The organism is Edaphobacter sp. 12200R-103 (assembly GCF_010093025.1).
Lineage (GTDB): Bacteria > Acidobacteriota > Terriglobia > Terriglobales > Acidobacteriaceae > Edaphobacter.
In genome coordinates this window covers 3,945,478-3,972,476 of the sequence record NZ_CP048114.1, presented here as the reverse complement: position 1 = coordinate 3,972,476, position 26,999 = coordinate 3,945,478, and the positions used below count along the sequence as shown (strand labels likewise).

22 protein-coding genes are annotated in these 26,999 nt (G+C 54.3%); 8 read left to right on the top strand and 14 right to left on the bottom strand.

Annotation, left to right across the window (positions count from 1 at the left end):
* Nucleotides 1-13: 13 nt before the first annotated feature.
* The 4 genes from GWR55_RS16510 (at nt 14) to GWR55_RS16495 (ending at nt 6,251) form a co-directional block, all read left to right on the top strand.
* A complete protein-coding gene (locus GWR55_RS16510; RefSeq protein ID WP_162403248.1) occupies nt 14-334 on the top strand; it encodes a hypothetical protein in 321 nt (106 codons plus the stop codon).
* Complete coding sequence (locus GWR55_RS16505) at nt 331-2,454, top strand: hypothetical protein (protein ID WP_162403247.1); 2,124 nt, start codon at nt 331-333, stop codon at nt 2,452-2,454. The genes GWR55_RS16510 and GWR55_RS16505 overlap by 4 nt, the downstream gene beginning before the upstream one ends.
* A 319-nt stretch (nt 2,455-2,773) precedes the next feature.
* A complete protein-coding gene (locus GWR55_RS16500) occupies nt 2,774-5,617 on the top strand; it encodes a sensor histidine kinase (RefSeq protein WP_162403246.1) in 2,844 nt (947 codons plus the stop codon).
* Nucleotides 5,586-6,251 (top strand): response regulator transcription factor, encoded by a 666-nt coding sequence (locus GWR55_RS16495; RefSeq protein WP_162403245.1) that lies wholly within the window; start codon nt 5,586-5,588, stop codon nt 6,249-6,251. Before GWR55_RS16500 ends, GWR55_RS16495 begins: the two co-directional genes overlap by 32 nt.
* Before the next feature lie 54 nt (nt 6,252-6,305).
* Here the strand turns inward: GWR55_RS16495 and GWR55_RS16490 are convergent, their stop codons facing one another.
* Complete coding sequence (locus GWR55_RS16490; RefSeq protein WP_162403244.1) at nt 6,306-6,680, bottom strand: response regulator transcription factor; 375 nt, start codon at nt 6,678-6,680, stop codon at nt 6,306-6,308.
* 202 nt (nt 6,681-6,882) lie between these two features.
* On the opposite strand from GWR55_RS16490, the gene GWR55_RS16485 reads away from it, so the two are divergent.
* The gene (locus tag GWR55_RS16485) at nt 6,883-7,425 is read left to right on the top strand and encodes a hypothetical protein (RefSeq protein WP_162403243.1); all 543 of its coding nucleotides are present in this window, start codon (nt 6,883-6,885) and stop codon (nt 7,423-7,425) included.
* Between the two features lie 143 nt (nt 7,426-7,568).
* Here the strand turns inward: GWR55_RS16485 and GWR55_RS16480 are convergent, their stop codons facing one another.
* A complete protein-coding gene (locus GWR55_RS16480; RefSeq protein WP_162403242.1) occupies nt 7,569-8,750 on the bottom strand; it encodes a serine hydrolase in 1,182 nt (393 codons plus the stop codon).
* A 296-nt stretch (nt 8,751-9,046) separates the two neighbouring features.
* On the opposite strand from GWR55_RS16480, the gene GWR55_RS16475 reads away from it, so the two are divergent.
* Both GWR55_RS16475 and GWR55_RS19630 read left to right on the top strand, forming a co-directional pair.
* Nucleotides 9,047-9,463 carry a hypothetical protein gene (locus GWR55_RS16475; protein WP_162403241.1) on the top strand — a complete coding sequence of 139 codons (417 nt, stop codon included), beginning with the start codon at nt 9,047-9,049 and terminating at the stop codon, nt 9,461-9,463.
* Between the two features lie 209 nt (nt 9,464-9,672).
* Nucleotides 9,673-9,873: a DNA methyltransferase gene (locus GWR55_RS19630; RefSeq protein WP_370521163.1), complete on the top strand. Its 201-nt coding sequence runs from the start codon at nt 9,673-9,675 to the stop codon at nt 9,871-9,873.
* Between the two features lie 363 nt (nt 9,874-10,236).
* Here GWR55_RS19630 and kdpC read toward each other — a convergent pair whose 3' ends face one another.
* The 7 genes from kdpC to GWR55_RS16435 all read right to left on the bottom strand — a co-directional run bounded on the left by kdpC (nt 10,237) and on the right by GWR55_RS16435 (nt 18,172).
* Nucleotides 10,237-10,803 carry a potassium-transporting ATPase subunit KdpC gene (kdpC, locus tag GWR55_RS16465; RefSeq protein ID WP_162403240.1) on the bottom strand — a complete coding sequence of 189 codons (567 nt, stop codon included), beginning with the start codon at nt 10,801-10,803 and terminating at the stop codon, nt 10,237-10,239.
* 23 nt (nt 10,804-10,826) lie between these two features.
* Nucleotides 10,827-12,824 (bottom strand): potassium-transporting ATPase subunit KdpB, encoded by a 1,998-nt coding sequence (gene kdpB, locus GWR55_RS16460; protein WP_370521162.1) that lies wholly within the window; start codon nt 12,822-12,824, stop codon nt 10,827-10,829.
* Between the two features lie 64 nt (nt 12,825-12,888).
* Nucleotides 12,889-14,652 carry a potassium-transporting ATPase subunit KdpA gene (gene kdpA, locus GWR55_RS16455; RefSeq protein ID WP_162403238.1) on the bottom strand — a complete coding sequence of 588 codons (1,764 nt, stop codon included), beginning with the start codon at nt 14,650-14,652 and terminating at the stop codon, nt 12,889-12,891.
* Nucleotides 14,653-14,654: 2 nt separating this feature from the next.
* Nucleotides 14,655-14,699 (bottom strand): K(+)-transporting ATPase subunit F, encoded by a 45-nt coding sequence (kdpF, locus tag GWR55_RS19625; protein ID WP_370521437.1) that lies wholly within the window; start codon nt 14,697-14,699, stop codon nt 14,655-14,657.
* Nucleotides 14,700-14,848: 149 nt separating this feature from the next.
* Entirely contained in the window at nt 14,849-16,243 is a 1,395-nt protein-coding gene (locus GWR55_RS16445) for an outer membrane beta-barrel protein (RefSeq protein WP_162403236.1), read from the bottom strand.
* A 91-nt stretch (nt 16,244-16,334) separates the two neighbouring features.
* A complete protein-coding gene (locus GWR55_RS16440) occupies nt 16,335-17,033 on the bottom strand; it encodes a response regulator transcription factor (protein ID WP_162403235.1) in 699 nt (232 codons plus the stop codon).
* Nucleotides 17,030-18,172: a histidine kinase gene (locus GWR55_RS16435; protein WP_238398474.1), complete on the bottom strand. Its 1,143-nt coding sequence runs from the start codon at nt 18,170-18,172 to the stop codon at nt 17,030-17,032. The genes GWR55_RS16440 and GWR55_RS16435 overlap by 4 nt, the downstream gene beginning before the upstream one ends.
* 16 nt (nt 18,173-18,188) lie before the next feature.
* Here GWR55_RS16435 and GWR55_RS16430 point away from each other — a divergent pair, with 16 nt between their 5' ends.
* The gene (locus GWR55_RS16430) at nt 18,189-19,634 is read left to right on the top strand and encodes a DUF4118 domain-containing protein (RefSeq protein WP_162403233.1); all 1,446 of its coding nucleotides are present in this window, start codon (nt 18,189-18,191) and stop codon (nt 19,632-19,634) included.
* A gap of 56 nt (nt 19,635-19,690) precedes the next feature.
* Here GWR55_RS16430 and GWR55_RS19460 read toward each other — a convergent pair whose 3' ends face one another.
* The 5 genes from GWR55_RS19460 to GWR55_RS16410 all read right to left on the bottom strand — a co-directional run bounded on the left by GWR55_RS19460 (nt 19,691) and on the right by GWR55_RS16410 (nt 26,865).
* Entirely contained in the window at nt 19,691-19,813 is a 123-nt protein-coding gene (locus GWR55_RS19460; protein WP_255490424.1) for a hypothetical protein, read from the bottom strand.
* Between the two features lie 572 nt (nt 19,814-20,385).
* Nucleotides 20,386-23,550, bottom strand: a complete 3,165-nt coding sequence (locus GWR55_RS16425) for an efflux RND transporter permease subunit (protein ID WP_162403232.1) — start codon at nt 23,548-23,550, stop codon at nt 20,386-20,388.
* A gap of 14 nt (nt 23,551-23,564) precedes the next feature.
* Nucleotides 23,565-24,581 carry an efflux RND transporter periplasmic adaptor subunit gene (locus tag GWR55_RS16420; RefSeq protein WP_238398473.1) on the bottom strand — a complete coding sequence of 339 codons (1,017 nt, stop codon included), beginning with the start codon at nt 24,579-24,581 and terminating at the stop codon, nt 23,565-23,567.
* A 199-nt stretch (nt 24,582-24,780) separates the two neighbouring features.
* A complete protein-coding gene (locus GWR55_RS16415; protein ID WP_162403230.1) occupies nt 24,781-26,085 on the bottom strand; it encodes a TolC family protein in 1,305 nt (434 codons plus the stop codon).
* A 6-nt stretch (nt 26,086-26,091) separates the two neighbouring features.
* Nucleotides 26,092-26,865 carry a hypothetical protein gene (locus GWR55_RS16410; protein ID WP_162403229.1) on the bottom strand — a complete coding sequence of 258 codons (774 nt, stop codon included), beginning with the start codon at nt 26,863-26,865 and terminating at the stop codon, nt 26,092-26,094.
* Between the last annotated feature and the right edge of the window lie 134 nt (nt 26,866-26,999).

Below are 26,999 nucleotides of genomic sequence, written 5' to 3'. Positions count from 1 at the left end.
GATTCGTGAGCTCATGACGAAGCCTGTTATGGGGGCCCCTGCCGGTTTGAATTTGCTGATGGATGGTTCTCAAGGTGTTTTATATGCCAATGTTGGCTCGCATCTTGACAACGAAACTAAGAAGACTCTGGCGCCGGGTCAAGTGATCACGATCAAAGGCGTCGTTCGAAGCTTCAACGGAACCAACTATCTGCTTGTACGCGAACTCACCCTTGGACAGCAAACACTGAAGGTCCGCGGTATTCACGGCATGCCGGCCAAGATCAACTCGACGGCCTCAACGCAGGGTAATCGCCCGCGTGGCAAAAATGCCGCCGTAGGAGGTGCACAGTGAATCGCCTCCGTATGCTCTTTTCCTTCGCGACCGCGATATTCATTGCTCTGCTGGTAGTCGGCTGCAGCAGCGGTACCAGTGGCGGCAATACTCCCGCTCCACCTGCCCTTTCTGTTACTTTTACATCTCAGCCTGTCTCTACTCTGCAGGTCGGGACTGCAACAACGGTATCTGCCACAGTTAGCAATGACGCAACCAACGCCGGAGTTATCTGGACGACAACCTGTAGCAGCAACTCCTGCGGGAGCTTTAGCTCATCTACAACGAACAGTGGCTCGGCCACTACCTATACTGCCCCGTCTGCCGTCCCCAGCGGAGCGACTGTTATCATCACTGCGACGTCCGTCTCAGACAGGACGACGTCCGTCTCCGCCACGATCACCATCACACCAACTCCGGCACAGCCGATCTCAGTTGTGCTGACTACTACGCCACCATCGTCTCTCATGGTGGGAACCACCGCATCCATTGTCGCACTCGTGAACAATGACACCGCGAATGCTGGTGTCACCTGGAACGTAAGTTGCGGAAGCTCTCAGTGCGGTACATTCAGCCCCTCTCAGACCAGCAGTGGAGCAGCAACGACCTATACCGCTCCCACGTCGGCGCCGACAGGCAGTGCAGTTACTATCACTGCGACCTCGGTCACTGACCCGACAAAGTCCGTTACGGCGAATGTCACCATCACAACTCCGGCTCCGTCGGTGCTCGCAGACGGCAACTATGTCTACAACCTTTCAGGACAAGATAATAACGGTAACTACTACGTCGTCGGTGCTTTTAGCGTAAAGGGCGGAGTCATCATCGGCGGGGAGCAAGATTTTGTTGATCCGAGTTACGCCTACACGACGGATACTGTCCAAGCCGCCGGCAGCAGTATTACGTTGACCCCTGGAAGCAATACTCAAATCACTCTCGCCACTTCCAATAGCAACATCGGTGTCAATGGTGTAGAGACATTTCGCGGTACTCTTGTTTCGGCTTCGCGCGTTGTGATCTCAGAATTCGATTCCTTCGCTTCCGCGACTGGATCAATCGATCTTCAGACCAGCACCTCAACCTTGAATGGAGGCTATGCATTTATGGTGAACGGTGTTGATGATGGAACGCCCGTCGGACAGCTCGTGATCGGCGGCATCCTTAACTTCAATGCCGGCAACCTGGTGACATCAGGCAGCGTCTTCGACTTCAATGACAACGGCGACTTTGGCCAGGCCCAGACGTTTGCTTCTGGTAATGTTAGCGCGCCGGATGCCTTTGGCCGGATTACGATCAACCTTGCACCTAACTCCAACTCTCAGGTCCCCGGCTTCGTTCTCACCGGTTATATCGTGGGAAATAAGATCCAGCTCCTCGAGAACCAAAACGATTCACTGAATGGAGTGCTTGGCGGCGTAGCCCTTGCCCAGGGAGCCAACACAGGCAAGTTCTCGCAAGCGTCGATATCCAACTCTTCCTACGCCTATGGCTCCTTCGGTGAGGACGCAAACAACACCAACGTCATGATAGGCGGTGCCTTCGGCTTCAATCCCGATGGCACGCTTGGTGGCAGGATGGTTTTCAACGACCTGACCATTCACAATGGTAACAACATCAGCGGCAGCTACACCGTCGACCCCACGGGTCGTGTCACTCTTACGAACGTCCAACCGTCAAATATAGTCGGAACCTTCACCTTCCAGGGATATCTCGACGGCAACGGAGATGCGCTCATCATCGGTGTCGACGACTTGCAAGCCACCGGTGGAATCGCCTACGTGCAATCCGCTAATGGAGCCGATTTCGAGGGTAACTATGCACTTTCCGCGCAGGGCACCCTCAATGATGATGGAGCTTCACAGTGGGGAGCTGTTGGGCCGGTTACCATCAACTCGGATAACATTGCAGGCTTTACAGACTACAACGCTCAGAATTATCCGCTTGCGAGTAACGCTCTGCTGAATGGTGGGGAGAATAGCAACGATGGGCTACTAACCTTTACAGGTCTCAACGCGATGTCGTTCTCGAGCCAGTCCAGTTACGGGTATTATCCTATTGACAACAATAGAGCCCTGGCCATCTCTATCGGCGATGATCAGTTGGGCTTGATGATGCTCGAGACGGTTTCCGTGACGAAATAACCTGTAAGGGTCCTCGCCTAATGGCCCGGCCGCACATTCTGCGGCCGGGCATTTTTATCGGGACCTCCCATCTACGTCCTTACCCCATGACAGGGGTACAATTGCGACAACAAGAAATCGAAATCCCTGCCTCCACGCAGGATATAGCGTGTCGAGATTGCCGATGGATGTGAGCTCTGTGATAAGATGGCCACGCAGTCATGCTCTACTCTGGATCGTGCTGCTAGGACTCTCTTCCGTCAGAGATGCTGGCGCACAGTATCGAGCCACCCAGTGGACGGCAGAATCAGGTCTACCGCAAAATAGCGTGCGCGGCATTGTGCAAACGCCTGACGGATATATCTGGGTCGCAACATTGAACGGCATAGCGCGATTCGACGGCATACGTTTTACTGCCTTCAACAAGAGCAATACACCTGGGATTACTTCCAATCGCTTCACATCCATGGTCCCAGGCGATCGCGGGGATCTCTGGCTCGCCAGCGAAGACAATAATCTCATTCGTTTTCATCAAGGACGCTTCGATCTATTAAATGAGGCAGCTGGTATCCGACCGCACTCCGTAAGCGCAGTCACAACAGACCATCGAGGGGGCATCTGGGCACTCGCTGACGAGCATAGTTACAAGTGGAACCCCGCCAAACAACGGTTTGAACGTGAGTCCTATAGTGACGATAGCCTTCATTTCATCCCCTTATGGTGGGTCGGTACAGGGTTCTGGGCACAGAGAGACCATCAATTGATCTGCCTCGCTCATGGTCGCCTTGAAAAGTACACCTTGCCATCCAGTTTGAAACCCGAACAGATCCGCGGTGTGGCAATCGGTGGCGATGGCATGGTCTGGGTGGGTACACATGATGGCCGATTGGGTCGGTTGATTGGCGGACAATACATCGTCCAAAGAGGTGAGATTGTGACCGATTTCGTCAATCAGACCAGGCGCAATTGGAGGGTTCATATCTCACAGAATTTCGCCCGCAGTCTTTTCTTTCCTTCCGGAGATTCGGAGCATGGCATCCCGTACAACGTCCTATTGCGTGACAGTGACGACAATATGTGGGTCGGCTCCGAAGGAGAAGGCCTTTTTCGGATTCAACAACAGTCGATTAGGACATTGACATCATCGCAAGGACTTGCCAGCGACAATGTGTATCCGGTAATGCGCGCGCGAAATGGAGACATCTGGGTGGGCAGTTGGCCCGCCGGTATTTCGCTTATTCGTAACGGACAAGTTATCCGCGCTTTCACGCAGAAGGATGGACTGCCCGGTCTGGTCACCGCTTTGGCTGAAGACAAGAACAATACGCTCTGGATAGGATCCCACAATGGTGTTCGAGTCTTAGCGAACGGCCATTTTTCCACGCCCGCCGGCCTACCAAAAGATCTGCCCGCAGCTCAAGTGATCTTCGAGACAAAAGAAGGTGCCAAGTTGTTTGGAACGTCGAACGGTATGTACGTCCTCGACGGGGCGAACTCCCATTGGATGACAACGCGTACTGGCCTTGCGGCCGACGATGTGCGTGTGATCATCTCCGATCACAAAGGTGATCTGTGGATCGGCGGCTATGGTGGCCTCACTCGTCTTCATGGTGGTGAGATCACGAAGTGGACAGAAGGACAAGGCCTGCCCAGTAACAATATTCGCTCTATTATGGAGGATGCGTCGGGTGAGATATGGGTGGGCACCTATGACGGCGGTATTGGCTGGCTCCGTGATGGGAAATGGGTGGATTTCAGCCAAGATCAAGGGCTTTTTGATAACGGAGCGTTCCAGATGCTCGAGGATAAAAAAGGCTTTTTCTGGATAAGTTCCAATAGTGGTATTTACCGGGTCCGCCGTAGCGAGCTAGAAGATGTTGCGGATGGACGGCGTACCCGCGTCATCTCTGTGGCCTACGGTCGTGCTGATGGCATGGTGAGCGTAGAGTGTAACGGGGGGTTATGGCCAGCAGGTGCAACGGACGATCAGGGTGTGATGTGGTTCCCCACGCAAAAGGGTGTTGCGGTCATCGATCCTGCCGTTGTAAGAGCCGCTAGTACACCGCCACGTGTCAAGATTGAGTCCTCTTATGTTGAACACAATCTGCAACCCGAAACAAGTCAGGTGGTGCTGCGTCCCGGGCAGACCAATTTAGAGGTGAACTATACCGCATTAACCTACTTCAAGCCTGAGCAGACGTCCTTTCGTTACATGCTGGAAGGCATTGACAACGACTGGCAAGAGGTTGGATCGCGACGCACAGCCTATTACACGCATTTGCCACCCGGCCAATATAAGTTTCTGGTATCCGCACACAACAGCGATGGGGTTGAAAGCGTCGATTCGGCGACAATGATGATAACGGTGGTCCCGCCATTCTACCGTCGTCCATGGTTTATCGCGCTGCTGGTTGCTGCAATCCTGGTAGCAATCCGAATAGCTTGGACATTTCGTGTACGTCAACTGAGGAAAGAACAGAAGGCGCAACAGGCGTTTTCGCGTGAGTTGATAGCCTCTCAGGAGAATGAACGCCGGCGCATCGCAGCAGAACTGCATGACAGCCTTGGCCAGCGATTGATCGTGATCAGTAATCTCACCCTATTCTTATTACGCCGCAAGGGCAAACAGCACAGCGACGCAGATAAAGTTGAGATTCTGGAAGAAATTAGTGCTGAGGCTTCACACGCTCTCGAAGAGACGCGAACGATTTCTTATGCATTGCGTCCGTTTCAGCTCGACCGTCTTGGGCTAACCAAGGCGATCCATGCACTCGGCAAGACCATCGCCAGAGCTTCTCAGATCGAGATAACAACTGACCTAGAGAATATCGACAAAGTCTTCCCTGAGGAGCTGCGGATCAACTTCTTTCGAATCGTTCAAGAAGCTCTGAATAATATTGTGAAACACTCGGGTGCGACCCGTGGTAGCGTTACTGTTCGCTGCACGAAAACTCAGGTTACCCTCAGTATCTCGGATAACGGCAAAGGGTTGTCTTCCGAGCCCCGCACTATTGTGTCCGGTCCTGGAGGCTTTGGCATGACGGGAATGCGCGAACGGGCAATGCTATTGCGCGGCAAAATGCAAATCAAAAGCGAGGTAAATGGGGGGACCACGCTTATAATTGATTTCCCGATAGGAGTAGAGCAAGCCAATGAGCGATCCCATTCGTCTGCTGCTGGCTGACGATCATCCGGTTGTACGGCGCGGGTTGAAGGCATCCATCGAAGAAGACGATTCGCTTGTTGTTGTGGCTGAAGCGTCTGATGGTAATGAGGCTCTATGTAAGATCGTCGAATACAAACCTGATGTAGCCGTCCTCGACATCGATATGCCTGGACTCAATGGACTCGGCGTCGCGCGCGAAGCGACAGCGCAAGATCTAGGAACTCGGATTATCTTTATGACCTTTCACGCCGATGAAGATCTGATGCGTACAGCCATGGATGCCGGTGGAAAGGGGTATTTGCTAAAAGGTAGCGAGACGGAAGAGGTCACCGCAGCAATTCATGCGGTTCATACGGGCCGCACCTATATCGGCTCGACGATGGCAGCGATTCTGCTTAAACAGAGCTCTGATGGAAGTGGCGGCGGTCTAGCTCTCGATATCAGTGCTCTCACCCCTACCGAGAAGAAGATCCTGCGCCTCATCGCCGATGGCCTTTCCAGCAAGGAAATCGGAGACGAACTCTCCGTTCACTACCGTACCGTAGAGAACCACCGCACAAACATGTGTCGGAAGCTGAATATAGAAGGGGCTAATGCTTTGGCCCGGTTCGCACTGCAGCATCGCGCTGCGTTACACGAACGTCTGCACTAATGATCGAAATCTTCACATATCCCCGCACTAGCCCGAAAATGCCCCACTTTCTCTCTATTGGCCGAGGATAAGGTCCTCGAGGCTGGTCAGGTTCTGCTTCAACGCATATCCAGAAGCTCCCGCGTCTCGCGCAGCATTGCGCATTTCATCGTCGTCGTAGTCAGTGACGATAAAGATTCGGGCAGAGGGATACTTGCCTTTCAGCTGCCTGGTTGCGATCAACCCGTCTGTTCCTGGCATTCGTATATCCATCAGCACGATATCGGGTTGAAAGTCAGCATATGCAGAAAGTGCTAGATTGCCATCGGTGCATTCACGTATTTCTTCTGCAATCTCGCGGACAGCATGACGTATCAGCCGCCTTATTGTTGCATTGTCATCTACAATCAAAATCTTCATCGACAGACCTGGGCAGCGAACATAGTTCATCCTAACGACTGTTCCTGCATCCTGACAGACGTATCGATACATAAATAGCCGTGTGGTTCTACACGGTGCATTCGTGTGGTTCCACATATTGTTCGAATTACGCGGTGTGTGTGGTGCCACACAGAGGTGCCGTGTAGTCACAACTATAGGTTCCCAGCGCCTCGCCGATTAATTTTGATCTATAGGAAAAGGAGGAGAACAAATGAATCATTATTTAAAACAGGCCTTCAAGGCGATGGTCGTTGTCGGGGTAGCAAGCCAGGCGGCAACCGTTTTTGCTGCGCAGGATGTCGTAGGTGCGGTAGAGGGATCTGTAAAGAAGATCGATGCGACCACCAAGGTCGTAACGATTGACACAGCTGATGGAGCGAGACATAGCTACAGCTTGGCTGATGATCTGGTCGTACACACCGGGAACGGTGCGGCAGATGGTCTGCGCGGCATTAGAGTCGGCGGCAACGTAGCAGTTCACTACACTGTCGAAGGCGGACGAGAGACAGTCCATGAAGTGGACCGGCTTGGAGACGATGGATTGCGGGCCGCCAAAGGCACGGTCTCTCACATGGATCTAGCAGCGAAGAAGATATCGATCAAAGCGGCTGATGATTCCGTGCAAACGTTCGATCTCACAGATCGCGCAGCCGAAGATGCAGCTCGTAGCATCGGGAAATCCGGAAAACAAACCGTTTATTATTCCGAAGAGGGCGGAAAGAAAACCATTCATTTCATCTCTGCCGTAATTTAGCAGATTACGAACAGGGTAAGCCGTCGCCACTTAGCTATTGTCAACGAAGATAGGAGCGACGGCCCAACACCCTTTAAGGCACCAATAGGTAGCTTCATTCGGATGAAGATCCACGGGCCATGCCAGGGCTGTCTGCCCCGGAATTACGCTCCCCACTCCGGAACGCATCGCGCCATATTCCAAATCATCTGGTCCAGCGAGGCATTGATCTCATTCGCGGGCTGTGAGCGAGTGTTCGTCAAACCCGCCCAGCACATCCCAGTCGCTGTCCGCACCATAATCGTCGTTGACCCCGGCAGACTACCGTTGTGCCACCAGTTGCCTGCACCGTTGTTCCTCACCATCCAACCGCGTGCATACTTCGCCTGCGCATTCTCGTCGTAAGCCGCCGCGGGAGTGGTCATCATCTTGATCGTCGCCGGCCTCAGGAGCGCCTGGATTCCTGGTGCGCCAGCCACATGGTTCAGAAACTTCACCAGGTCCGTCGGTGTCGCGATCCACCCGCCATGCGAGTCCATCCGAGTCACGTTCATGTTGTATGGATTCTCACCAAACTGCCCGTAATACACCACCTCATTCGAAGCCCGCTGGTTCTCTTTGTTTGCCGCAATCTGCATCTTCGTAATCCCACACGGAGCCAGTACATTTGCCTGAACCCACGTCGCATACGGCTGTCCCGTTACTGCCTCGATCACCCGCCCCAGTACGCAATACCCGAAGTTCGAGTACGCCCAGTGCTGTCCCGGCGGATATGTTAATGGCAGATTCGCAATCGTCCATTCAATCAGCTTCTGATAATCCCAACTATCATGGCTGAACATAGGGTCTGTGCTATCGTTCGGCCAGCCGCCCGATGTGTGCGTTAGTAGACTGTCGACGGTCACGTCCGTCACATACTGCTTGTAAGGACCCCTTCCATACTTGGTCCCCAACACACCGGAAGGCCCGAAGACCTTGTCGTTCAGGTTCAGCTTTCCCTGTTCCACCAGCATAAAGATCGCTACAGAGGTAATCGGCTTGGTAACACTGGCAATTCGGAAAAGACTCGCCTCCTCTGCCTGCACCGCCTGCTGCTTGTCTGCCATACCACCAGCGTGTTCGTACACAATCTGCCCATTTCGTGACATAGCGATCGAACTCGCTGGAATCTGATATTTCCTGCGAAAAGCCTGGTCGATCCGATTCATCTCGCCTGTCTCCAGCCCGGTAGGGCGCCCGTCACGCCTCAGCTGCGCCAGGAGGCCCTTTGCGGGGCCCACAAATGCCACGGTACCCACGCTCAGCAGCTCCTGCATCATCTTCCTTCGGCTCAGTAGATCCGTCATAGCGTGCACATCCTTTCACAAGCTTCCATATCAACTACACGAGCCGTTCGGATATAGTCGTCCCCACGACTAAACCGCCGCTCTTGCGGCGTAACGCCACCATAGCCATTGTTTCGAGCCTAGCTCCGCCATACTGCGGAAAGAAATAGAGAGTGCTACACGGCCAATCGTGTAGCACTACACAGACCGTCGTGTAACGACAACTAGAGCCTTCCTGTCGCCATCTCGTCATACTTGCCTTATACATGTAGCGGAGGCAATTGCAGTCAAGCCGCTATTGCACAAAGGAGCGATCCATGAACAGCATTACGCGGCGCCTCTTCACTTTTTATCTTGGGCTCTTCCTCATCGCCCCCCTTGGAGCTATAGCGCAGCAAGCGCCCTCAGACCAGCCGCCAGCGCAGGCCGCAGGCAAGTGGAACTTCTATTGCCACGATCCCAACGGGACCACATCCACCAAAGAAATTGAGATCCAGCAGAACGGCACTCAAGTCAAAGGACACTTCAAGGGGCCCAATCAGTCCGGAAGCGTTGAAGGCACTATCAATAATCAGCACATCGTTTTCAAGACCAAAACACGCGATATCCTCACCTTCCGTGGCCGCATCGACGGCCCACGCGCCGCAGGTGTAGTCCAAGGTAATAAGATCATCGGAACCTTCCACGCTCGCCGAGGTACTGGAACCTTTGAGGCTGTTCCTGCGGGAAATTAGTCGGATTCATTTAAGCCACTCACTGTTGAACGCTGAATTGAGAATGATACGGGAAGATCTGTATCGACCTGGCTTCCAACCGACAATCGCTCCAACCTACAAGTGACAGTGATGGATATGCCCTACAGTGGCAACAAGCTGCATCCTACGCAAAAACCAGTGCAGACGCTGCGCAACTGATTCGCAGCTTTACTCTCTCAGGCGAGATCGTGCTCGACGCGTTCTGCGGCAGTGGATCGACCTGCGCAGCAGCACTTCTTACGGGACGCAAATATATCGGCGTAGAAATGGACGATGCTTATTACCAGCTTGCCAGCAAGCGCCTGACAAGAGTTCGCCAGAGAGCCGCCGCAAGGCGACTCTCATCGGTTTATGAGCAGTTTCTTCCCAGGCCGCTCACAGCTCTCTGAAGAGAGTACGCGGCCGTGGCATCCCATTCGTAACTATCAATGATGCATTGGCGATTTCGCGCTCATTGAGAATCGATGCCGGGATTGCTTTCGAGAAGTACGTTTTCACGGTACTCGAACGGGCATTTTTCTATCCCGGCGATCCATTCACTAGTGGCCGATCGAGGAGAGATTCCCCCGCTTATCAGCGAAACTGTTCATCAGGCCCTTCGCAGCGAAGATATATCGACCGCCATGTTGCATCCCCGTATGTCTTTCCTTTGCTAAAGAGATGCATACAATCTCGAGCTTCTGTATCGAAAGCTAGAGCAAAGGACTGCGCCGCCCAGGAAATCCTTACGGGCGCTGACCTGATTTCTGAAGTTATTTTCTGGCATTGGGGTTTGCTTCAGCTAATGCTAGATTGAGAGCGAGAACATTTACACGTGGTTCTCCGAGCAGTCCGAACTGGCGAGGCTGTATGTACAGCGAGATCAGGGCTTCGACTGCTTCTTCACTCATATGGCGCTCCCTAGCGATGCGCGGTGCCTGGTAGTAAGCGGCAGCAGGGCTGATGTCTGGGTCCAGGCCTGACCCTGAAGCGGTGACCAGATCGATCGGAACAAGTGCTCCGTTCGATTCACTCTGTATGCTAGCGGAGACCCTGTCAATAAGCGTTTTGTTAGTAGGGGCATAGTTCGATCCAGAGGAAGCGGAAGCGTCATAGCCTGTGCCGGCGGCAGAAGGACGGCTATGAAAGTAGCCGGAGCCCTTGAAGGGTTGGCCGATGATCGCGGACCCGATGGTCTCGCCATTCCGGGCAATTAACTGTCCATTCGCCTTGTCTCGCATGGTGAGCTGGGCTATGCCTGTTATGGCGAGAGGATAGACGATGCCGAGAAGAAGAGCTGTAACGAATGTATAGATACAGGCGATGCGAATGAGTTTCACAAAAGTCTCCCGTCTCTGGCGGACTACGCCAGATGTAGTGCCACGATGAGCATGTCCAATACCTTGATTCCAATAAACGGCACGATGATTCCGCCCAAGCCATAGATGGTGAGGTTCCGTTTAAGGAGCGAAGCCGCCGACATGGGCCTGTAATTGACGCCGCGCAGCGCCAGTGGAATCAGACCCACAATGATGAGGGCATTGAATATCACAGCTGACAAAACCGCGGACTGTGCGTTATGCAGATGCATAATGTTGAGAGCGTTCAACACCGGGAACACGCCGGCGAACATGGCCGGGATGATCGCGAAGTACTTCGCGACATCGTTCGAGATAGAAAACGTCGTCAATGCACCGCGAGTCATCAACAACTGCTTGCCGATGCCAACAATCTCTATCAGCTTGGTTGGATTGGAGTCCAGATCCACCATGTTGCCGGCCTCCTTCGCGGCCTGCGTGCCGGTATTCATGGCGACGCCTACGTCGGCCTGTGCGAGTGCTGGAGCGTCGTTTGTACCGTCTCCGGTCATCGCCACAAGCTTACCCTCAGCTTGCTCCCGCTTGATTAGGTCCATCTTGTCTTTGGGCTTGGCCTCGGCAAGAAAGTCGTCCACACCAGCCTCTCGCGCGATCGCTGCGGCGGTCAAGGGATTGTCGCCTGTGATCATAATGGTGCGGATGCCCATGGCACGAAGATGCTCGAAACGTTCTTTCATGCCTCCCTTGACCACGTCCTTGAGATAAATCACTCCAAGCGCGCGGCCGTTTTCAGCAACAACCAGGGGAGTTCCTCCTTTATGGGCGATCTCCTCTACGGTGGCGTGGACGGCACCGGGGATCGAAGAACCGTATGCTTTAAGATGGAGGGCAATCGCGTCCTCCGCGCCCTTGCGAATCGAACGCCCATCCACCTCGATGCCGCTCATGCGTGTTGTCGCGGAGAACGGTACAAACTCTGCATGCAATTGGCCGAGCTCACGTCCGCGCAGATTATATTGTTCTTTTGCGAGTACGACGATGGACCGTCCCTCAGGTGTCTCGTCGGAGAGCGATGAGAGCTGAGAGGCGTCCGCGAGTTGTTCTGCGGTGACTCCTGGCGCTGGAAAGAACTCTGCGGCCTGTCGATTTCCGATGGTGATCGTCCCGGTTTTATCCAGCAGAAGTGTATTCACATCGCCGGCCGCCTCGACCGCACGACCAGAGGTTGCAAGAACGTTGTGTTGAACCAACCTGTCCATGCCTGCGATACCGATCGCCGACAGCAGACCTCCTATGGTTGTTGGAATGAGGCAGACCAGCAGAGAAACCAGAACAAAGACCGTCTGTGGAGCGCCGGAGTAGAAAGCAAAGGGCTGCAGCGTGACAACCGCAAGCAGAAAGATAATCGTGAGCCCAGCCAGCAAAATATTCAGTGCGATTTCGTTTGGAGTCTTCTGACGTTCTGCTCCTTCGACGAGCGCGATCATGCGGTCAAGAAAGGTCTCACCTGGATTCGAAGTAATGCGGATGGTGAGAATGTCAGAGAGCACTCGTGTGCCACCCGTTACGGCAGAGCGGTCGCCACCGGCTTCGCGGATCACAGGCGCGGATTCTCCGGTGATCGCTGATTCGTCGACAGACGCTGCGCCATCTACGACTTCACCATCGCCAGGAATCATCTGCCCTGCTGTAACCCGAACAACATCGCCGACCCGGAGATGTGAGCTCGGTACCTCTTCCACGGACCCGGACTTGCCGATGCGGTGCGCCGTCGTCTCCGATTTGGCCTGGCGCAGGGCATCGGCTTGAGCCTTGCCGCGACCTTCCGCCATTGCTTCTGCGAAGTTCGCAAACAAGACAGTGAACCAAAGCCACAGGGTGATCTGCAGATTGAAGCGGAAGTGGCCTTCGGACGTAATCAGGTTGACGATGAGGAGAACTGTCGTCAGGACGCTCCCGAACTCGACGACGAACATCACCGGATTTTTCATCATGAGGCGCGGGTTGAGTTTAACCAATGCATCCACAGCTGCACGACTCATGATCTGCCGATCAAAAAGGGATCGAGGTTTTGCGTGGGTAGACATAGTTGTTTCTCTTTCTGAGCTAGAACAGTTGGCCGGCCCGCATCAAAAGGTGTTCCAGCACCGGGCCGAGAGAAAGAACGGGGAAGAATGTGAGCGCGCCTACAACCAGAATCACAGCGGTCAACAAGGTGGTGAACAGCGGTGTTGTAACCGGGAATGTTCCGGAAGACATGGGTACGATCTTCTTGCCGGCGAGATTTCCGGCAATGGCCAGCATCGGAATCATCATCATGAAACGTCCGAAGAACATGGCCGTGCCAAGCGAGTAGTTGTACCAATGTGTGTTGGCACTCAGGCCCGCGAAGGCGGATCCGTTGTTGGCGGTGGCGGAAGTGTAGGCGTAAAGAATCTCGCTCAGGCCATGCGGTCCATGATTGGTAAGGCTGCCGAGGCCGAGATTCGGCATCAGGACTGAGATGGAAGTAAAGCCAAGAATGATCAACGGGAAGATGAGAAGGTACAGCATTGCCATCTGCACGTCGAAGGATTCGATCTTTTTGCCCAGGTATTCCGGCGTTCGACCGACCATGAGACCCGCAATGAATACGGACATTACGACAAAGACCAGCATGCCGTAGAGGCCGGCACCCACGCCACCGAAGACGACTTCTCCCAGGAGCATGTTGGTCAATGGAATCAAGCCCCCGAGCGGCGTATAGCTGTCGTGCATGCTGTTAACCGCGCCGCAGCTCGCGTCTGTGGTGACAGCGGCAAAGAGCGCGGAATTTGCAATGCCGAAACGAACTTCCTTGCCTTCCATGTTGCCGCCGGATTGCAACTGCGACACCTTTGCATCCACGTTATGGAGCAGTGGATTGCCGTGTGATTCAGCCCAATAGGCTGTAAAGGTTCCGGCGAACCATAACACGACCATCGCACCAAGAACAGCCCAGCCGTGCTTCGGTGACTTGACCATCTGGCCCAGCGTGATACAGAGACCGGCCGGAAGCAGAAAGATGGCCACCATTTGTAGGAAGTTGGATAGTGGTGTGGGATTTTCGAACGGATGGGCGCTATTCGCGTTGAAAAAACCGCCGCCGTTCGTTCCCAGCATCTTGATCGCCTCCTGCGAGGCGACCGGCCCTTGTGCGATCGTTTGAGTCGTGACCGTGGAGGTCTTCCCATCGCTGCCCGTCACGGTCTGCGGCTCAACAAGTTTCACCGAGTCGTACGGTTTTAGATTTTGGACGACTCCTTGAGTAACAAGAGCAAGAGAGAGGACGATAGAAATAGGAAGCAGGACCCACAAGGTGCCGCGCGTCAGATCGACCCAGAAGTTGCCGATCGTCTTCATCTCCCGGCGTGCGATTCCCCGCACGAACGCGATTGCGAGAGCCATGCCCACCGCGGCCGACCAGAAGTTGTGGGTTGCTAATCCCAGCATCTGGGTCAGATAACTCATGGTGGATTCAGGGGTGTACGACTGCCAGTTCGTGTTTGTCGTGAACGAGATCGCGGTATTCAACGCAAGGGAGGACTCGACGGCGGGCAGGTGTTGAGGATTCCAGGGAAGATACGCCTGCAGCCTTTCGACGACGTAGGTTAGCAGCAAGGTAACTGCGCTGAAGACAAGCATAGCCACGGCATATTGTGTCCAGCGCATCTCCTCATCCGGATCGATGCCAGTGAGACGATAAAGCAGGCGCTCGCATGGATTCAAGATGGGATCAAGGAAGGTCTTCCGGCGCTCGAAGACCGCAGTCATATAGCTGCCCATGGGCTTAGCCGCGAGCAGGATCGTCGTGATAAAGAGAGCAATTTGGAGCCAACCGTTCAGAGTCATGGTCAGAATTTCTCCGGGCGCAAAAGAGCACAAACGAGGTAAACCATCAATAAGAGCGAAAGCGTCAGCAAAATTGCATTAAGACTCATGAGCGTGTTCCTTTGAGACGGTCGCAACCCAGGACATACGCGAGGGCCAGGCCGAAAACGAATATGAGGAAAGTGACAGCAATCAGATCGAGCATTGAGTTCTCTCCTTACCAACTGCCTTGCTTGGTGCCCCACCAGTACATGAGACCGAGAGTTGCGGTGGTTTGTGCATGCATTAACGAGCCCGCGGTATCGCTCAAGAAGAAGCGCTGATTGGACCAGTCGCGACGATATTCAGCGCGGCCAATAAATCCAGGAGCGAAGCTGTGATCCAATACGACGGTTGCTTCCTTGAGTGCTTGCGTAGTGCCACTGAACAGGCCGCCGCGATCGTCAAAGTACTCCGTGCGAGCGCCAATGGTCCAGTTGCGCGCTAAAGCATACTTCGCAGTGAAACCGCCGATCGCTACGCGTGCTGGCGACTGCTCGCTCACCGATCGGTTGAGAACGTAATCCGCTTCGCCGATCAGTGTGAGCTTAGAGGTGGCCTGCCACGTTGCATACGTGTCGAAGATGTGCTCGCGCCCGGCCGGAGCAGGAGAGATGTTTGTCGTAGGCAGTCCTGGCTGAGTCGGTGAAGCCGGTGCGCTTGGGTTCAGTGTTGACTGAACGTCGCGCGCTTCTTGCCCGAAGTAGTAGTTGATGTTCCAGGTCAACGAGGAGGTCGGCTTGAGGGCAAAGAGGAAACCTTGCGACTTGAATCCGTTCAGGTCCTCGGTATCATTGGCTCCATTCACCAGCCAATAGGTGAAGTTCACCTTTGGCGTGATGTTGTAGTTGGCACGAAGACCCACGTGATAAAAGGGCAGGTAATTGAAGCTGTAAGCACGTGAGTAGGCAATCTGGTCTTTGCTGTAATTGCCCTCGTTTCCTAAGGAGCTTGCAAATTTTCCAAAATCCAATTGAAGACCGGAGCCTAGGGGCGCGAGGTAGGAACCATAAGCCTGGAAGAGGTTTCGCCATACCTGCGGACGCTGCTCGTTGACGCTGGACCCTTGCAGCGCATCGGTTGCCTGGCCGAACTGAAGATCGACGCGTCCACCGAAGCGGCTCTCCGCCGTGGGCAGGTGCTCCACAATAAAGTTCACCTGATTGAGATTGAAGCTGTTACTTGTGACATCGTAGGCGCGCAGCAAATTGACGCGACCGATGGGTGCGTTGAAGTTGTAGCCGTAATAGCCATCGATACCGAAGTTGAGGGTGGTTCCACGGAAGAAAGACAGGGTAGGAGCATCAGCTGAGACGAACGTTGGGGCCGCCGAAGCTTCTGCAACTGGACTCGGAGCAGATGCTGCTGTGGAGGGTGCACTGGCTGCTCTCGGCTGAGCGCCCTCAGCCTCCAGCCGTTCAAGACGGTCTGAGATTGCTTTGAGTTCCTGCTGAAGATTCCGAATCTCAGCTTCGCGATCTGCCTGCGGTCCCGTTGTAGACGGGACGATCGGTGTTTGCGCGCGAAGCACAGTGGCAGAACTGAACAGGATCAGGATGAGCAGAGATGTCATTTGAGACTTCATACTTCCTCTTTGCCTATTGAAGGCTGAGAGCCCGTAGAAAGTCCGTAGGGAATTTATAAAGAAGTCATAAAGGAAGGAGTTAATCTGTGGAGCGGGTGGTACCCTCAGGGATGAGTCGATACCCAATCCAGGGTTCGCTCTGAATGTACCGCGTCCCTGTGCCCCGATCCAGCTTCTTGCGAAGTTGTCCGATCAGCACCCGGATGTATTCCGGTTGCGAGTCTCCTGCCGGTCCCCAGATATGGCGCAACAGGACCTTATGGGTCATCACTCTTCCAGCATTCTTCAAGAGAAGAGCCAGCAGTTCAAACTCTTTTGGTGTGAGATGGAGCTCGGTTCCGCATAAGGTGGCGCGATGCCCAGCGAGATCGATCTCGAAGTCTCCACCGCGTAACTCATTTTCCGTCAGAGTCTCGGTTCCATTGCGTCGCAGCTGTGCGCGCACCCGGGCCAGCAGTTCATTCATGCTGAACGGCTTTGTGAGATAGTCATCCGCGCCTTCATCCAACGCTGTGACCTTCATGGTGTCGGTATCGCGCACGCTCAGGACAATGATCGGCGTTGCTGCGAGGCGACGCACTGCCTGCGTCAATTCAAGGCCATTCATCTCCGGCATCGAAAGGTCCGTGATAATCAGATCCGGAGGATCTGCCTCGAACTTTTGAAATGCCTCTAATCCGTTCTTTGCCGTGTCCACCAGGTAGCCGCTATTTTGCAAAGAGGTGCGAAGGATCGTCGTAATCTGCCGCTCATCATCGACAACCAGAATCCGTTTCAATGGACCTCCCGCGTTACGATATGAAGGTCAACGTGAGGAGCTTCGGCCATAAACTTCTGCAACGCATAGTAGTACAGATAGGAACGTAAGCCGTGCGTTGCGGAGCGTCCAACGATAGCCTGTGTGATCCGCTGCTCACAAATGTACGCTGCTGTTACCTTTGCCGTATCTCCGGCAGGAAGAGTAACAATCTGCGCACCGAGATGACGTGCGAATAAAAGACTACTCTCCAGCATCTTCCGGCGCTCTTCCTCGTCGTCCGCCTTGTTGGTGACGTGAAGCACATGGAACTCCGCGTCAAGTGCTTCCGCCAGTCTGGCGCCCCGGGCAATGAGGTCGCGTGCTTGTGGGCCGGCGCTGATGCAAACAGCAACCTTTTCCGCCACCGTCCAATGCGATCCCAGCCGCTTCCGCTTCACATATTCATCCAGCGTTCGATCCACTGCGCGTGTCACGCGCTGCAGCGCCATCTCCCGCAAAGCGATCAGGTTCCCGCGCCGAAAAAAGTTTGCCAGTGATCGTTCAATCCGATCGGCGGGGTAAATATCGCCGCGCCGCATTCGGGTCACGAGAGCCTCAGGGGTAAGATCGCTAATGACGATCTCATCGGCTCGATCCAGTACCCAATCGGGCACCTGCTCGCGTATCGTCACCCCTGTAAGTGCCTGCACTCTTGGTGTCAGGCTCTCCACGTGTTGGATATTGACCGTCGAAAGAACGTCGATTTTGTTCTCTAAGAGGAGAAAGACGTCCTCGTAGCGCTTGGCAAACCGGCTTCCTTCGATATTCGTATGAGCCAGTTCGTCGACAAGCACCACCTGTGGAGCGCGGGCCAGAATGGCATTGACGTCCATCTCCGCAAAGGTCGTGCCCTTGTATTCGATCATCTGGCGGGGGACCTGTTCCAATTTACTTGCCAGTTCTGCCGTACTTTTTCGGCCATGTGTTTCCACGATGCCGATGACAACATCCTCACCGCGGCTGCGCCGGCGAATGCCCTCGCTTAGCATGCTGAACGTCTTTCCGACTCCAGGGGCGTAGCCAAGAAATACCTTAAAGAGACCGCGTTCTTTTTCCGGTTCGCTGGAATGAAGCCAGTCTTCTGGCGACTTTCTGCCGTATTCGTTGGCTTCAGGCACGCTGTAAAATCTCCGCATGAATTCACGACGCTCAGTACCGATCATGTACTGGCTATCGACGTTTGGCGCTCTTGCGGCCATTGTACTCATATACCATTTCTGGCTGCACGCGAATCCGACCACGGTCGCGCTCACGTTGGTGCTCTATGTGCTGGTTGTTGCGGCACAGTTGAGACTTCGATACGCTGTGGTTGCTTCCGTTGTGGCGACCGCCTGCTATAACTTCTTTTTCCTGCCGCCAGTTGGGACATTCACCATTGCCGACCCCCAGAACTGGTTAACGCTCTTTGCGTTTCTTGTGACCAGCGTGATTGGGAGCCGTCTCTCCCAGACGGCGCAGGAGGAGGCAGATCAGGCGCGCGCGCGGCAACGGGAGCTAGAAGTGCTCTTCTCTCTCAGCCGCGAATTCCTGCAAACGGAGAACGTGGCTGAGATCACCGCCGCGCTCCCGACTTTAATCAATATCGCGTCGCAGGCGCAGCAGTCCACACTTTATCTGCTTGATGGAGATCGGGTCTATCAGGCAGGAGAACCACGAATCGTTCCTGCGGAATTTCCTCATTTCCGCCTTCTCGCTTTGAGCCTGTCAGATCCTGAGATCCTGCCTGACGGAATCGTTCACATCCCGATACGCGCAGGCGTACGGCCAAGAGGTCTTCTCCAGTTAATTGGCCTGAGAGTCTCGAAGGATACGCTGCGCGCCATCGGCGGACTCGCTGCCATCGCGCTCGACCGCGCCCAGGCTCTGGAAGAAGTCGCGCGTAGTGAAGCCAATAAAGAAAGCGAGCGTCTTCGCAATCTGATTCTGGATTCCATCACGCATGAGCTCAGAACACCCCTGACGTCGATCAAGGGAGCAGCAGGCACTCTTTTAACAATGGACACGGTGAATGCAGAAGATCGGCGCGCGCTGTTGACCATCATTGATGAAGAAGCGGATCGCATCAACCAACTGGTGGGGCAGGCGGTAGAGATGGCTCAGTTAGAGGCAAAGGAGGTGCATATGGACTTGCACCCCATCGACCTGCGAGACATCGTGGTCGAAGCGCAGGAGAATTGCGCATGGGTGTGGACCAGTCACCCTGTCACGGTCTCAATTCCTGCTCTCCCCAAGGTAATTGCCGACTCCATGATGATTGGCAAAGTGCTTTGCAACCTCTTGGAAAATGCGGCGAAGTATTCTGAAGCCGAATCCCCGATTTCGATTTCAGCGGAACAGAAGGAAGGCTACATCGTCACCAATGTCGCTGACCGCGGCGTCGGGATTGATCCAATGGAACAGGCCTTCATCTTCGATAGACTCTATCGCTCTCGCACACATAGTCAGCAGAAACCGGGTACCGGTATGGGATTACCAATCAGTCGCGCCATTATAGAATCGCACCAGGGAACGCTCACAGTCACCAGCCAGACCGGATACGGCTCCGTCTTCAGCTTCAGCCTGCCGATTGCGCGGGAATAGACGATTTGTTAATTCTTCATGCAAACTTCTTTACGAAAAGCTTACAGCCCTCGCTATTAGAGCGTGTCGCCGGATTTGATGGTGTATGGCTGATTGTCACCGCCGGTCGTGACGATCTCGTGCTTGGTAAGAGACAAAACTTCCTGAAAGAGGCAGCGCCCCCTAAATAATTTCGGCATAGCAGGCTGATTCCTTTTGAGTCTCGAAGCGAATCACCAATTCACTCGATAGTTCCGCAGAAAATGCGGAGAGACATCATAACTGGCATCTCCAGCTCCCCGCAAATTTCCGCAGATGAGCGACCCAATGGCACACATCAGGCGTAAGCTATCTCTCCGATTTTGAACAATATTGACTAACTGGCAAGCAACACCATCACTTTCAAAGCATGAAACCTGCTTCGGAGGCCATCAAGTAGTCTGCATGGCAGGTGAGAATCTCAGAGCTGGCTTTCAGGAATTGACGGCGGGCAAGAGGCTACGAATGAGCGGAGCCGGGGATCTCTGTGCTTAGGCTACCCACAACCTCGCCCAGGTGGAATCCTGCACCAGGAACAAATCATCCCGATCCAAAATCACTCTCTCGACCAGAGCAATTGATGCCAAATCGCAATGCACTCGTCGAGTTTGGACTAGAAACCAGAACTCGGCTTCTCGAAAATAATCTGCTCTTAGCATCGCCGCATTGAGTCCGTCACCGCTCGACGTTTGAAAATTTGCGGCTGATATGAAATCTCCTAGCTGCACACATGTCATCGGGCGACTTGCTCGCGACCATATGCCAGATAAAATCCTGCGGGAACCAAAAATATTGTTAGCAGAACTGACAGCATCAAACCGCCTATCAATGCCTGAGCTAGAGGTGCATAGGACTCGCTACCTTGACCCAGTTTCAAGGCCATGGGGAGTAATCCGATTAAAGTAGCGAACGAAGTCATCAGAATGGGGCGTAGCCGCACCCTGCAGGATGTGGTGATCGCATCTTTTACATCGAGTCCCTGAGCAATGAGATGATGCGCAAACTCTACGATAAGAATACTGTTGGACAATGCGATGCCGGCGAGCATGACGACGCCCATAAGAGACATCACGTTCAACGTCGTCCCCCAGAGCAGCAGTGCCAGGATTACGCCGACGAGACCCGGTGGAAGCGCTAGCAGAATGATGAACGGGTCCAAGAAGGAGCGGAACTGAGCGACCAAAATGAGGTACAGCAGAACTACAGAAAGGCTGAGGCCAATCGCGAAGCTGCGGAAGGAGGCATTCATTGAGGTAACGCTGCCTGCCAGAGTCACCTCAATTCCACGTGGCGGATCAGCATGATCCACTATCTTCTGAATCTGCTTCGTGATTCTGCCGAGATCTTCCTGCTGCGGACGCACATAAATATCGAGATTTCGGCGAATCTGTGTGTGATCCATCTCAGTAGGAGATTTGAATCGCTCGATGTTCGCTACCATGTCCAGCCGGGTGGGCTGCGTAAGGTTTGCTCCGTGAAGTGGAATCGCTTTCAGGTCCTCGAGAGATCTAATTTGTCCCTCTTTGTACATCACCGTCAGGAAGTAGTTGTTCCCGCTGTTTGGATCAATCCATATAGACGGAGCGATCATTTGGTTCGATGTCAGAGCTGTGATGAGGTTAGAAACGACTTCCTTTTCCGTTAGACCCAGTTCGCTGGCGCGGGTACGGTCTACCGAGATACGTAAGGATGGATAGTCGATATCCTGGGGAATGTATACATCTGCGACGCCATGAAGGTGACGAATCTGCGACGCCAGCTTCTGTGCCAGCCCAAAATCGGCAGTCACATCGTTACCGGTAATCCGAACATCAATCGGTGCCGGTGCGCCCATGTTAAGTACACCGTCGACGAGGCTACCTGAAGAATAGAACGTCTGAATCTCCGGCATCTCTTTTGCGATGGCATCTTTGACTTCATCGATGTAGCGGAAGCTGCTGACCTTGTGATCTTCCGATAGCGCAACCTGCGTGAAGCCGGTGTGCATCGCTGCATTGGGTGAAAAGAGAGCGGAGAAGCCAGGGTCGACACCGATGTTAGTCACAACAATTCCGAGATCATGTTTCGAGACGACACGGCGAACGATATTTTCGATCCTCTGGGCCTCTCCCTCCGTGGCGGTTAGCTTTGTTCCGGATGGTGCTTTGAAGCTGATAACGAACTGACCGGCATCCGTGCGAGGAAAGAACGACAGGCCCAGCAACGGAAAGAGGCAGAGCGACAGCAGAAACAAGACAGCTGTGCCGCCGAGCACCTGCCAGGGATTTATAAGCACCTTGGCTACAAGGCGGTCATAACGATGCAGCATTGCATCGAATCCGCGCGTGAATGCGCTGTTGAATCGAGCCCACGGCCCATGGTGGGTACTCTTTACATCCGCTGTGACTTCCTGTTCCATCTCCGCCGATTCGTGGACAACCTCGCCATGCGGACTCTTGATGAACCGGGCGCAGAAGAGTGGGACTACCGTGAGCGCAACGAAGTAAGAAGCGAACAGCGATATGACGACGGCGAGTGCAAGCGCGGAAAAGAGAAACTTGCTCACACCATAGAGCATCGTAACCGGAAAGAAGACAACGACAGTAGTAAGGGTTCCAGCCAGTACGGGCAAGGCGACTTCCCTGCCACCGTTCTCCGCTGCTACTTCAGGAGATTCTCCTTCCTCCAGATGCCGAAAGATGTTTTCCAGCACAACCACTGAGTTGTCGATCAGTCTGGAGAGCGCCAGTGCCAGGCCACCCAGCACCATGCTATTGATAGAACTTCCACTCAGCTTCAGGATGAAAAAGGTTGTAAGAAGTGAGAGCGGAATAGAAAAGAAGACCGCTATTGTGCCACGCAGACTACCGAGGAAGATCAAGATCATCAGGCAGGTGAGAAAGAGACCTACACCACCCTCATGAATCAGGGTTTCAATAGCCGTCTTTACGAACCGCGACTGATCGAAGACGACATCGGTCCTGAGAGATGCGGGAACATCGACAAGCTTTTTGAGCGTCGCGCGCACGCCATCCACGATAGCGATCGTGTTTGAATCGCCCCCTTGCTTAAAGATCGGCAGATAAACGCCACGTTGACCACTGACACGAACGATGTTGTACTGCAGGCCAAACGAGTCCTGAGGTGTCGCAACATCACCTACGCGCACTGGAGACTGCCCAACCATCTTGAGTGGCACCTGAGCGATATCCGGTGCCCCCTTAAGCATGGAGTTCGTATAGATGTTGTAATCGTATCGTCCGATTTGCACGTCCCCCGCGGGCAGGATCACATTGGCGTCGTTCACCGATCGGACAACATCCATCGGGCTAAGCTGATTCGCCTCCAGCTTGTAGGGGTCCGCATACAGCATGATCTGTCGCCAGCGACCACCGAACGGCTGCGTCACAGATGCTCCAGCTACGCTTGCGAGCTGATTGCGAACGAAGTTCTGCCCGATGTCTTTGAGCTTGCTTTCGTTCAGACCGGATCCGCTCAATGTAACCAGTGCCACTGGCGTGCTTGCAGCATCCTGTTTAAGAACAATCGGAGGATAGGTTCCGGGTGGCATGTCCCGTAGATCACTGCTGGCAAGCGAAGAGATGCTTGCGGCGTCCGCATCGGGATTGGTACCGGCGCGGAAATATACCTTGATGAGCGATACGCCCGGCAACGAGCGCGATTCCATGTGATCGATGCCGGCGGCGAGCGTGAACTGGCGCTCCAGGTGGTACGTGATGTTGGCTTCGATCTGCTGCGGCGGCATACCCGAATAGAATGTCGCCACGGCTACGACAGGTAAATTCACTGCCGGAAACATATCCACCGGCATATCGCTGACGCTTACCGTGCCAAGAATCATCATGACCAGGCACAAAACCACAATCAGATAGGGATTACGGATGGAGAAACGCGACATTCCCGGTTTGTCTCCTAGCTGCCTTTGTTTTCATAGGTGGCGGGTCGTGCCTCGACCCGCTCGCCATCAGACAATCCGGTATGGCGACCTACAATTACTTTGTCGCCATTCTTCAATCCTGCAAGGATCTCCACCCGATCCTCGGTCTGGAGACCAATCTGCACAGGTACCAGATGAACTATGCCGCTGTGGACTACATAGACCTGCTGCACGCTGGTCCCGAGACCATCCACTGCATCTATCGGAACGCTGAGAGCAGCTGGATGGTCCGCGATGTGCAAGTGGACTTCGGTGTACATGCCGGGAACGAGCGTGCCATCTGGATTCGGAACATCCACCTCGGTTTCCATGGTCCTAGTAGACATCTGGATAGAATCGGCATAACGAATGATCGTACCCCGGAGCTTTCGGCCAGTGTTGATCACCACTACGTCCACCACCTGGCCTTCACGGATATCGGCAACTGCGCTGACCGGAACTGGCAACACCAGCCTGAGCAGATTATTTTGTGCAAGTCGAACGACGGGCATTGCCTGCGTCTGAGAAGAGATACCCGCCTGAACCATCGATCCAATGTTCGCGTAACGCTTGATCACGACTCCGGTGAAAGGGGCCCGAATGGTGGCATACTGCAGCATGGCTTGGGAGCGCGAATACTCCGATTGGGCTTGCGCCTTCATCTGCTCCGCCGATTTGAGAGCCGAGTGTGCGCTCGCCAACTGGGCAGCAGCCTCCATCTGCTTCGCTTGGGCGACATCAATATCCTGTTGGGGCACAAGTCCTTTATCGCGCCGCGCAACATCGCTGATCCTCTTGAATGAGAGGGTGGCAATGTTTGAGCCGGCTTCGGCTCGATGCACAGCTGCCTGTGCCGCACTGATATTGGCATCCGCTGCAGCTACAGCAGCCTTTGCTTTTGCGACATCGTCCTGAATTTCGGGAACTTCAAGTGTGGCGAGAACGGCATTTTGAGCAACATGGCTGCCGATATCAACAGTGATCGACTTCACGTATCCGGCGACCTTAGCCATGACATCTACTTCCTGAAAAGGCCGAAATTCAGCGGAGAGAACCAGCGTGTTTTTAAGGCTCGCGGGGCCAGCGGTCGCGATTGGAACCGTAGGAGGAGCGACCTCGGCAGGCACTGCTTGCTTGCAGCCTTGGAGGGCTGTGAGCAAGCACGTCAGGGCTGCAGCGATAAGGCCGATTCTGTAGATCATCGATGTACTCTCAATTCAGAAGTCCCGTGACGAAGTGGAGTTCTGCAAGGCGCGACAGGTAGGTATAGGTCGCGTCTGCGGCACTGATCTCCGCTGATGTCTCGTTCAATTGCGCTTCATTCAACTCCACAATGCTTCCCAGACCGGCGTCATAACGGTCCTGGGCGAGACGGAGTGCTTCCTTGCTTTGCGCTACCAAGCGGGCGGTGACACTCAGGCTGCGAAACGCTTCGTCGGCCCGATACCATGTATCACGTACCTGTTGATTGACCTCGATACGAAGAGCTGCCGAATCCTGGTCTCTTGCATCCGCCTCAAGTTGTGCTTCAGCTCGCCGAGCCGCGAAGAGTCCACCGTTGAAGATCGGAATGTTGAGATTGAAGCCTACCGCCGCATAATCATCGCGAAGTGTATGGTCGTGGTAAGGAATTTGACCTGCGGCTCCCAGTATGTTGAGGCTGGGATAGCTGAGCCGCTTCTCGGCAGCCGCGTATGCCTCTGCGGCCTTTTGTTGCGCCTCCGCAGCTCGCAGATCGGCGCGTTGGGTTTGAGCTTGAGCGAGCACCTCCTCAGGAGTCGCGGGAAATTCGCTGGGAAACGAGGGCTGGATGAGCCGCGAACGAATCGGGGCCTGCTCCCCCATGGCCGTAGCGAGACGCGAGCGCTCCTGTTCCACCGTGCTTTGTGCACGCACAACTGCCAGTTCTGCCTCGCTCTCGAGAACCTTCGCGAAATTGAGATCGAGCGTTGAGCGCAGCTCATTCTGAGTTAAAGCGTCCAATTGTCGGGAGATCAGCTCCCGATTCGCAAGCGCCGCTCTTGCAGCACGCAGGACAGCTTCTGCACCGAGGATACCTAAGTACGCTTCCTGGACATTGAGCCGAACACGAGCCTTCGTCAGCGTCGCTGCCTCAACCTGGGCGTTCGATGCATAGCGTGCAGACCGGATCAGTGCGCTGGTCCGGCCGAAGTCTGTTACAAGCTGAGAGAGGCTGCCGCCATAGGCAAACCGGTTCGACACTGCCGACGTCGGCAGTGCGCCTGCGGAGGTGGCCGTTCCGGGATCCGCTACTAAAGCGCCAGTTGCATTAAACTCGACTACAGGTTTCAGTCCTGCACGAGCCTGATGCACCCGCTGCTCTGATGCCCGCGCACGAAGTTGCTCCGCAAGCAGACGTGGCTGATTTGCGACTGCGACAGCCTCGGCCTGTTCCAGACTTAGCTGAGCAGGCTGAGGCTGGTTGACTGCTCCCAGTGCGGCCAGTGATGCCGCCCATAACAAGCCACACGACAGCCTCGTTCTGACACTCGCCATCCGCAGCTATCGCTCCACCGAGGCGTGCTTTTCAGGTAATACCTCAAGCAAGGCTGTGCTCTGTTTTACGATCTCAGGAGACCTCCGGTGCGACATTACCGTAAGGATCGAGGGCGCTGTCACGGAACCAAACTCCGTTGCAATCATGCCGGTATAACCGTACAGCCCGCACGCAGAAGCGGAATAGATGCCCATCGATACTTCTATTGAGTTGCCATCGCAACGGCCATTTGCGATCAGGCGGTCATATACTCCACCGTGGCGGTTATAGCCCACAACATCATTCTCTCGATTCCGGACCTCATTCTGGGAAGGCGTAAGGAGATCGCCCCCAACAAGCGTCAACGTGCCGAGAGAATCGAGATCCGTCGACTTCGGTTCACGTGCTGCACTCGTAGCGAAATAATCGGCCATTGCTCGAACCGTTACATTGAGAGGTAATTTCACACCCTCCGCCTCCACCGAATCGAAGTGGATAGTAAGAATTGAGTTTTTTTGTTTCGCATACGGGCCCCTGTCATAGACGAAAGGTGTGGCTTCTATCACATGGCCAACGACGCGCGCTCCGGAAGGAATGGTCTTGCCGTTCGCCAGAAGGACAGTTTGGAATGTCTTCGCCTGGACGGCATCGCCGCTATGAGCTTTCTTGGCGGAAACCGTTCTGGTAAACACGATCGGCAGCGTAGTCCGGGACGCCAGAGGAACATCAGGGCCGACGTTCTGTGCAACAGCTGCAATGGAAGAAGCAATGAGCAGAAGAGCTGATGCAATGCAGCACATGCCAAATCTCCGGGGAGAAATTAAACTCAACCGAAGTGGATCATCTTCTCGTCTTACATATCCTTACATCTTCCTTACATTTGGACTTTTAGGGCTTGTCTCTGCCGCCGGCGTTGGGAAATGATGGTGAAGAA

Coding starts and splice junctions, on each gene's coding strand:
- GWR55_RS16510 (WP_162403248.1), top strand. CDS start 14: ATGACGAAGCCTGTTATGGGGGCCCCTGCCGGTTTGAATTTGCTGATG.
- GWR55_RS16495 (WP_162403245.1), top strand. CDS start 5,586: ATGAGCGATCCCATTCGTCTGCTGCTGGCTGACGATCATCCGGTTGTA.
- GWR55_RS16490 (WP_162403244.1), bottom strand. CDS start 6,680: ATGAACTATGTTCGCTGCCCAGGTCTGTCGATGAAGATTTTGATTGTA.
- GWR55_RS16485 (WP_162403243.1), top strand. CDS start 6,883: ATGAATCATTATTTAAAACAGGCCTTCAAGGCGATGGTCGTTGTCGGG.
- GWR55_RS16480 (WP_162403242.1), bottom strand. CDS start 8,750: ATGACGGATCTACTGAGCCGAAGGAAGATGATGCAGGAGCTGCTGAGC.
- GWR55_RS16475 (WP_162403241.1), top strand. CDS start 9,047: ATGAACAGCATTACGCGGCGCCTCTTCACTTTTTATCTTGGGCTCTTC.
- kdpB (WP_370521162.1), bottom strand. CDS start 12,824: ATGAGTCGTGCAGCTGTGGATGCATTGGTTAAACTCAACCCGCGCCTC.
- kdpA (WP_162403238.1), bottom strand. CDS start 14,652: ATGACTCTGAACGGTTGGCTCCAAATTGCTCTCTTTATCACGACGATC.
- GWR55_RS16445 (WP_162403236.1), bottom strand. CDS start 16,243: ATGACATCTCTGCTCATCCTGATCCTGTTCAGTTCTGCCACTGTGCTT.
- GWR55_RS16430 (WP_162403233.1), top strand. CDS start 18,189: ATGAATTCACGACGCTCAGTACCGATCATGTACTGGCTATCGACGTTT.
- GWR55_RS19460 (WP_255490424.1), bottom strand. CDS start 19,813: ATGCCGAAATTATTTAGGGGGCGCTGCCTCTTTCAGGAAGTTTTGTCT.
- GWR55_RS16425 (WP_162403232.1), bottom strand. CDS start 23,550: ATGTCGCGTTTCTCCATCCGTAATCCCTATCTGATTGTGGTTTTGTGC.
- GWR55_RS16420 (WP_238398473.1), bottom strand. CDS start 24,581: ATGGCTAAGGTCGCCGGATACGTGAAGTCGATCACTGTTGATATCGGC.
- GWR55_RS16415 (WP_162403230.1), bottom strand. CDS start 26,085: ATGGCGAGTGTCAGAACGAGGCTGTCGTGTGGCTTGTTATGGGCGGCA.
- GWR55_RS16410 (WP_162403229.1), bottom strand. CDS start 26,865: ATGTGCTGCATTGCATCAGCTCTTCTGCTCATTGCTTCTTCCATTGCA.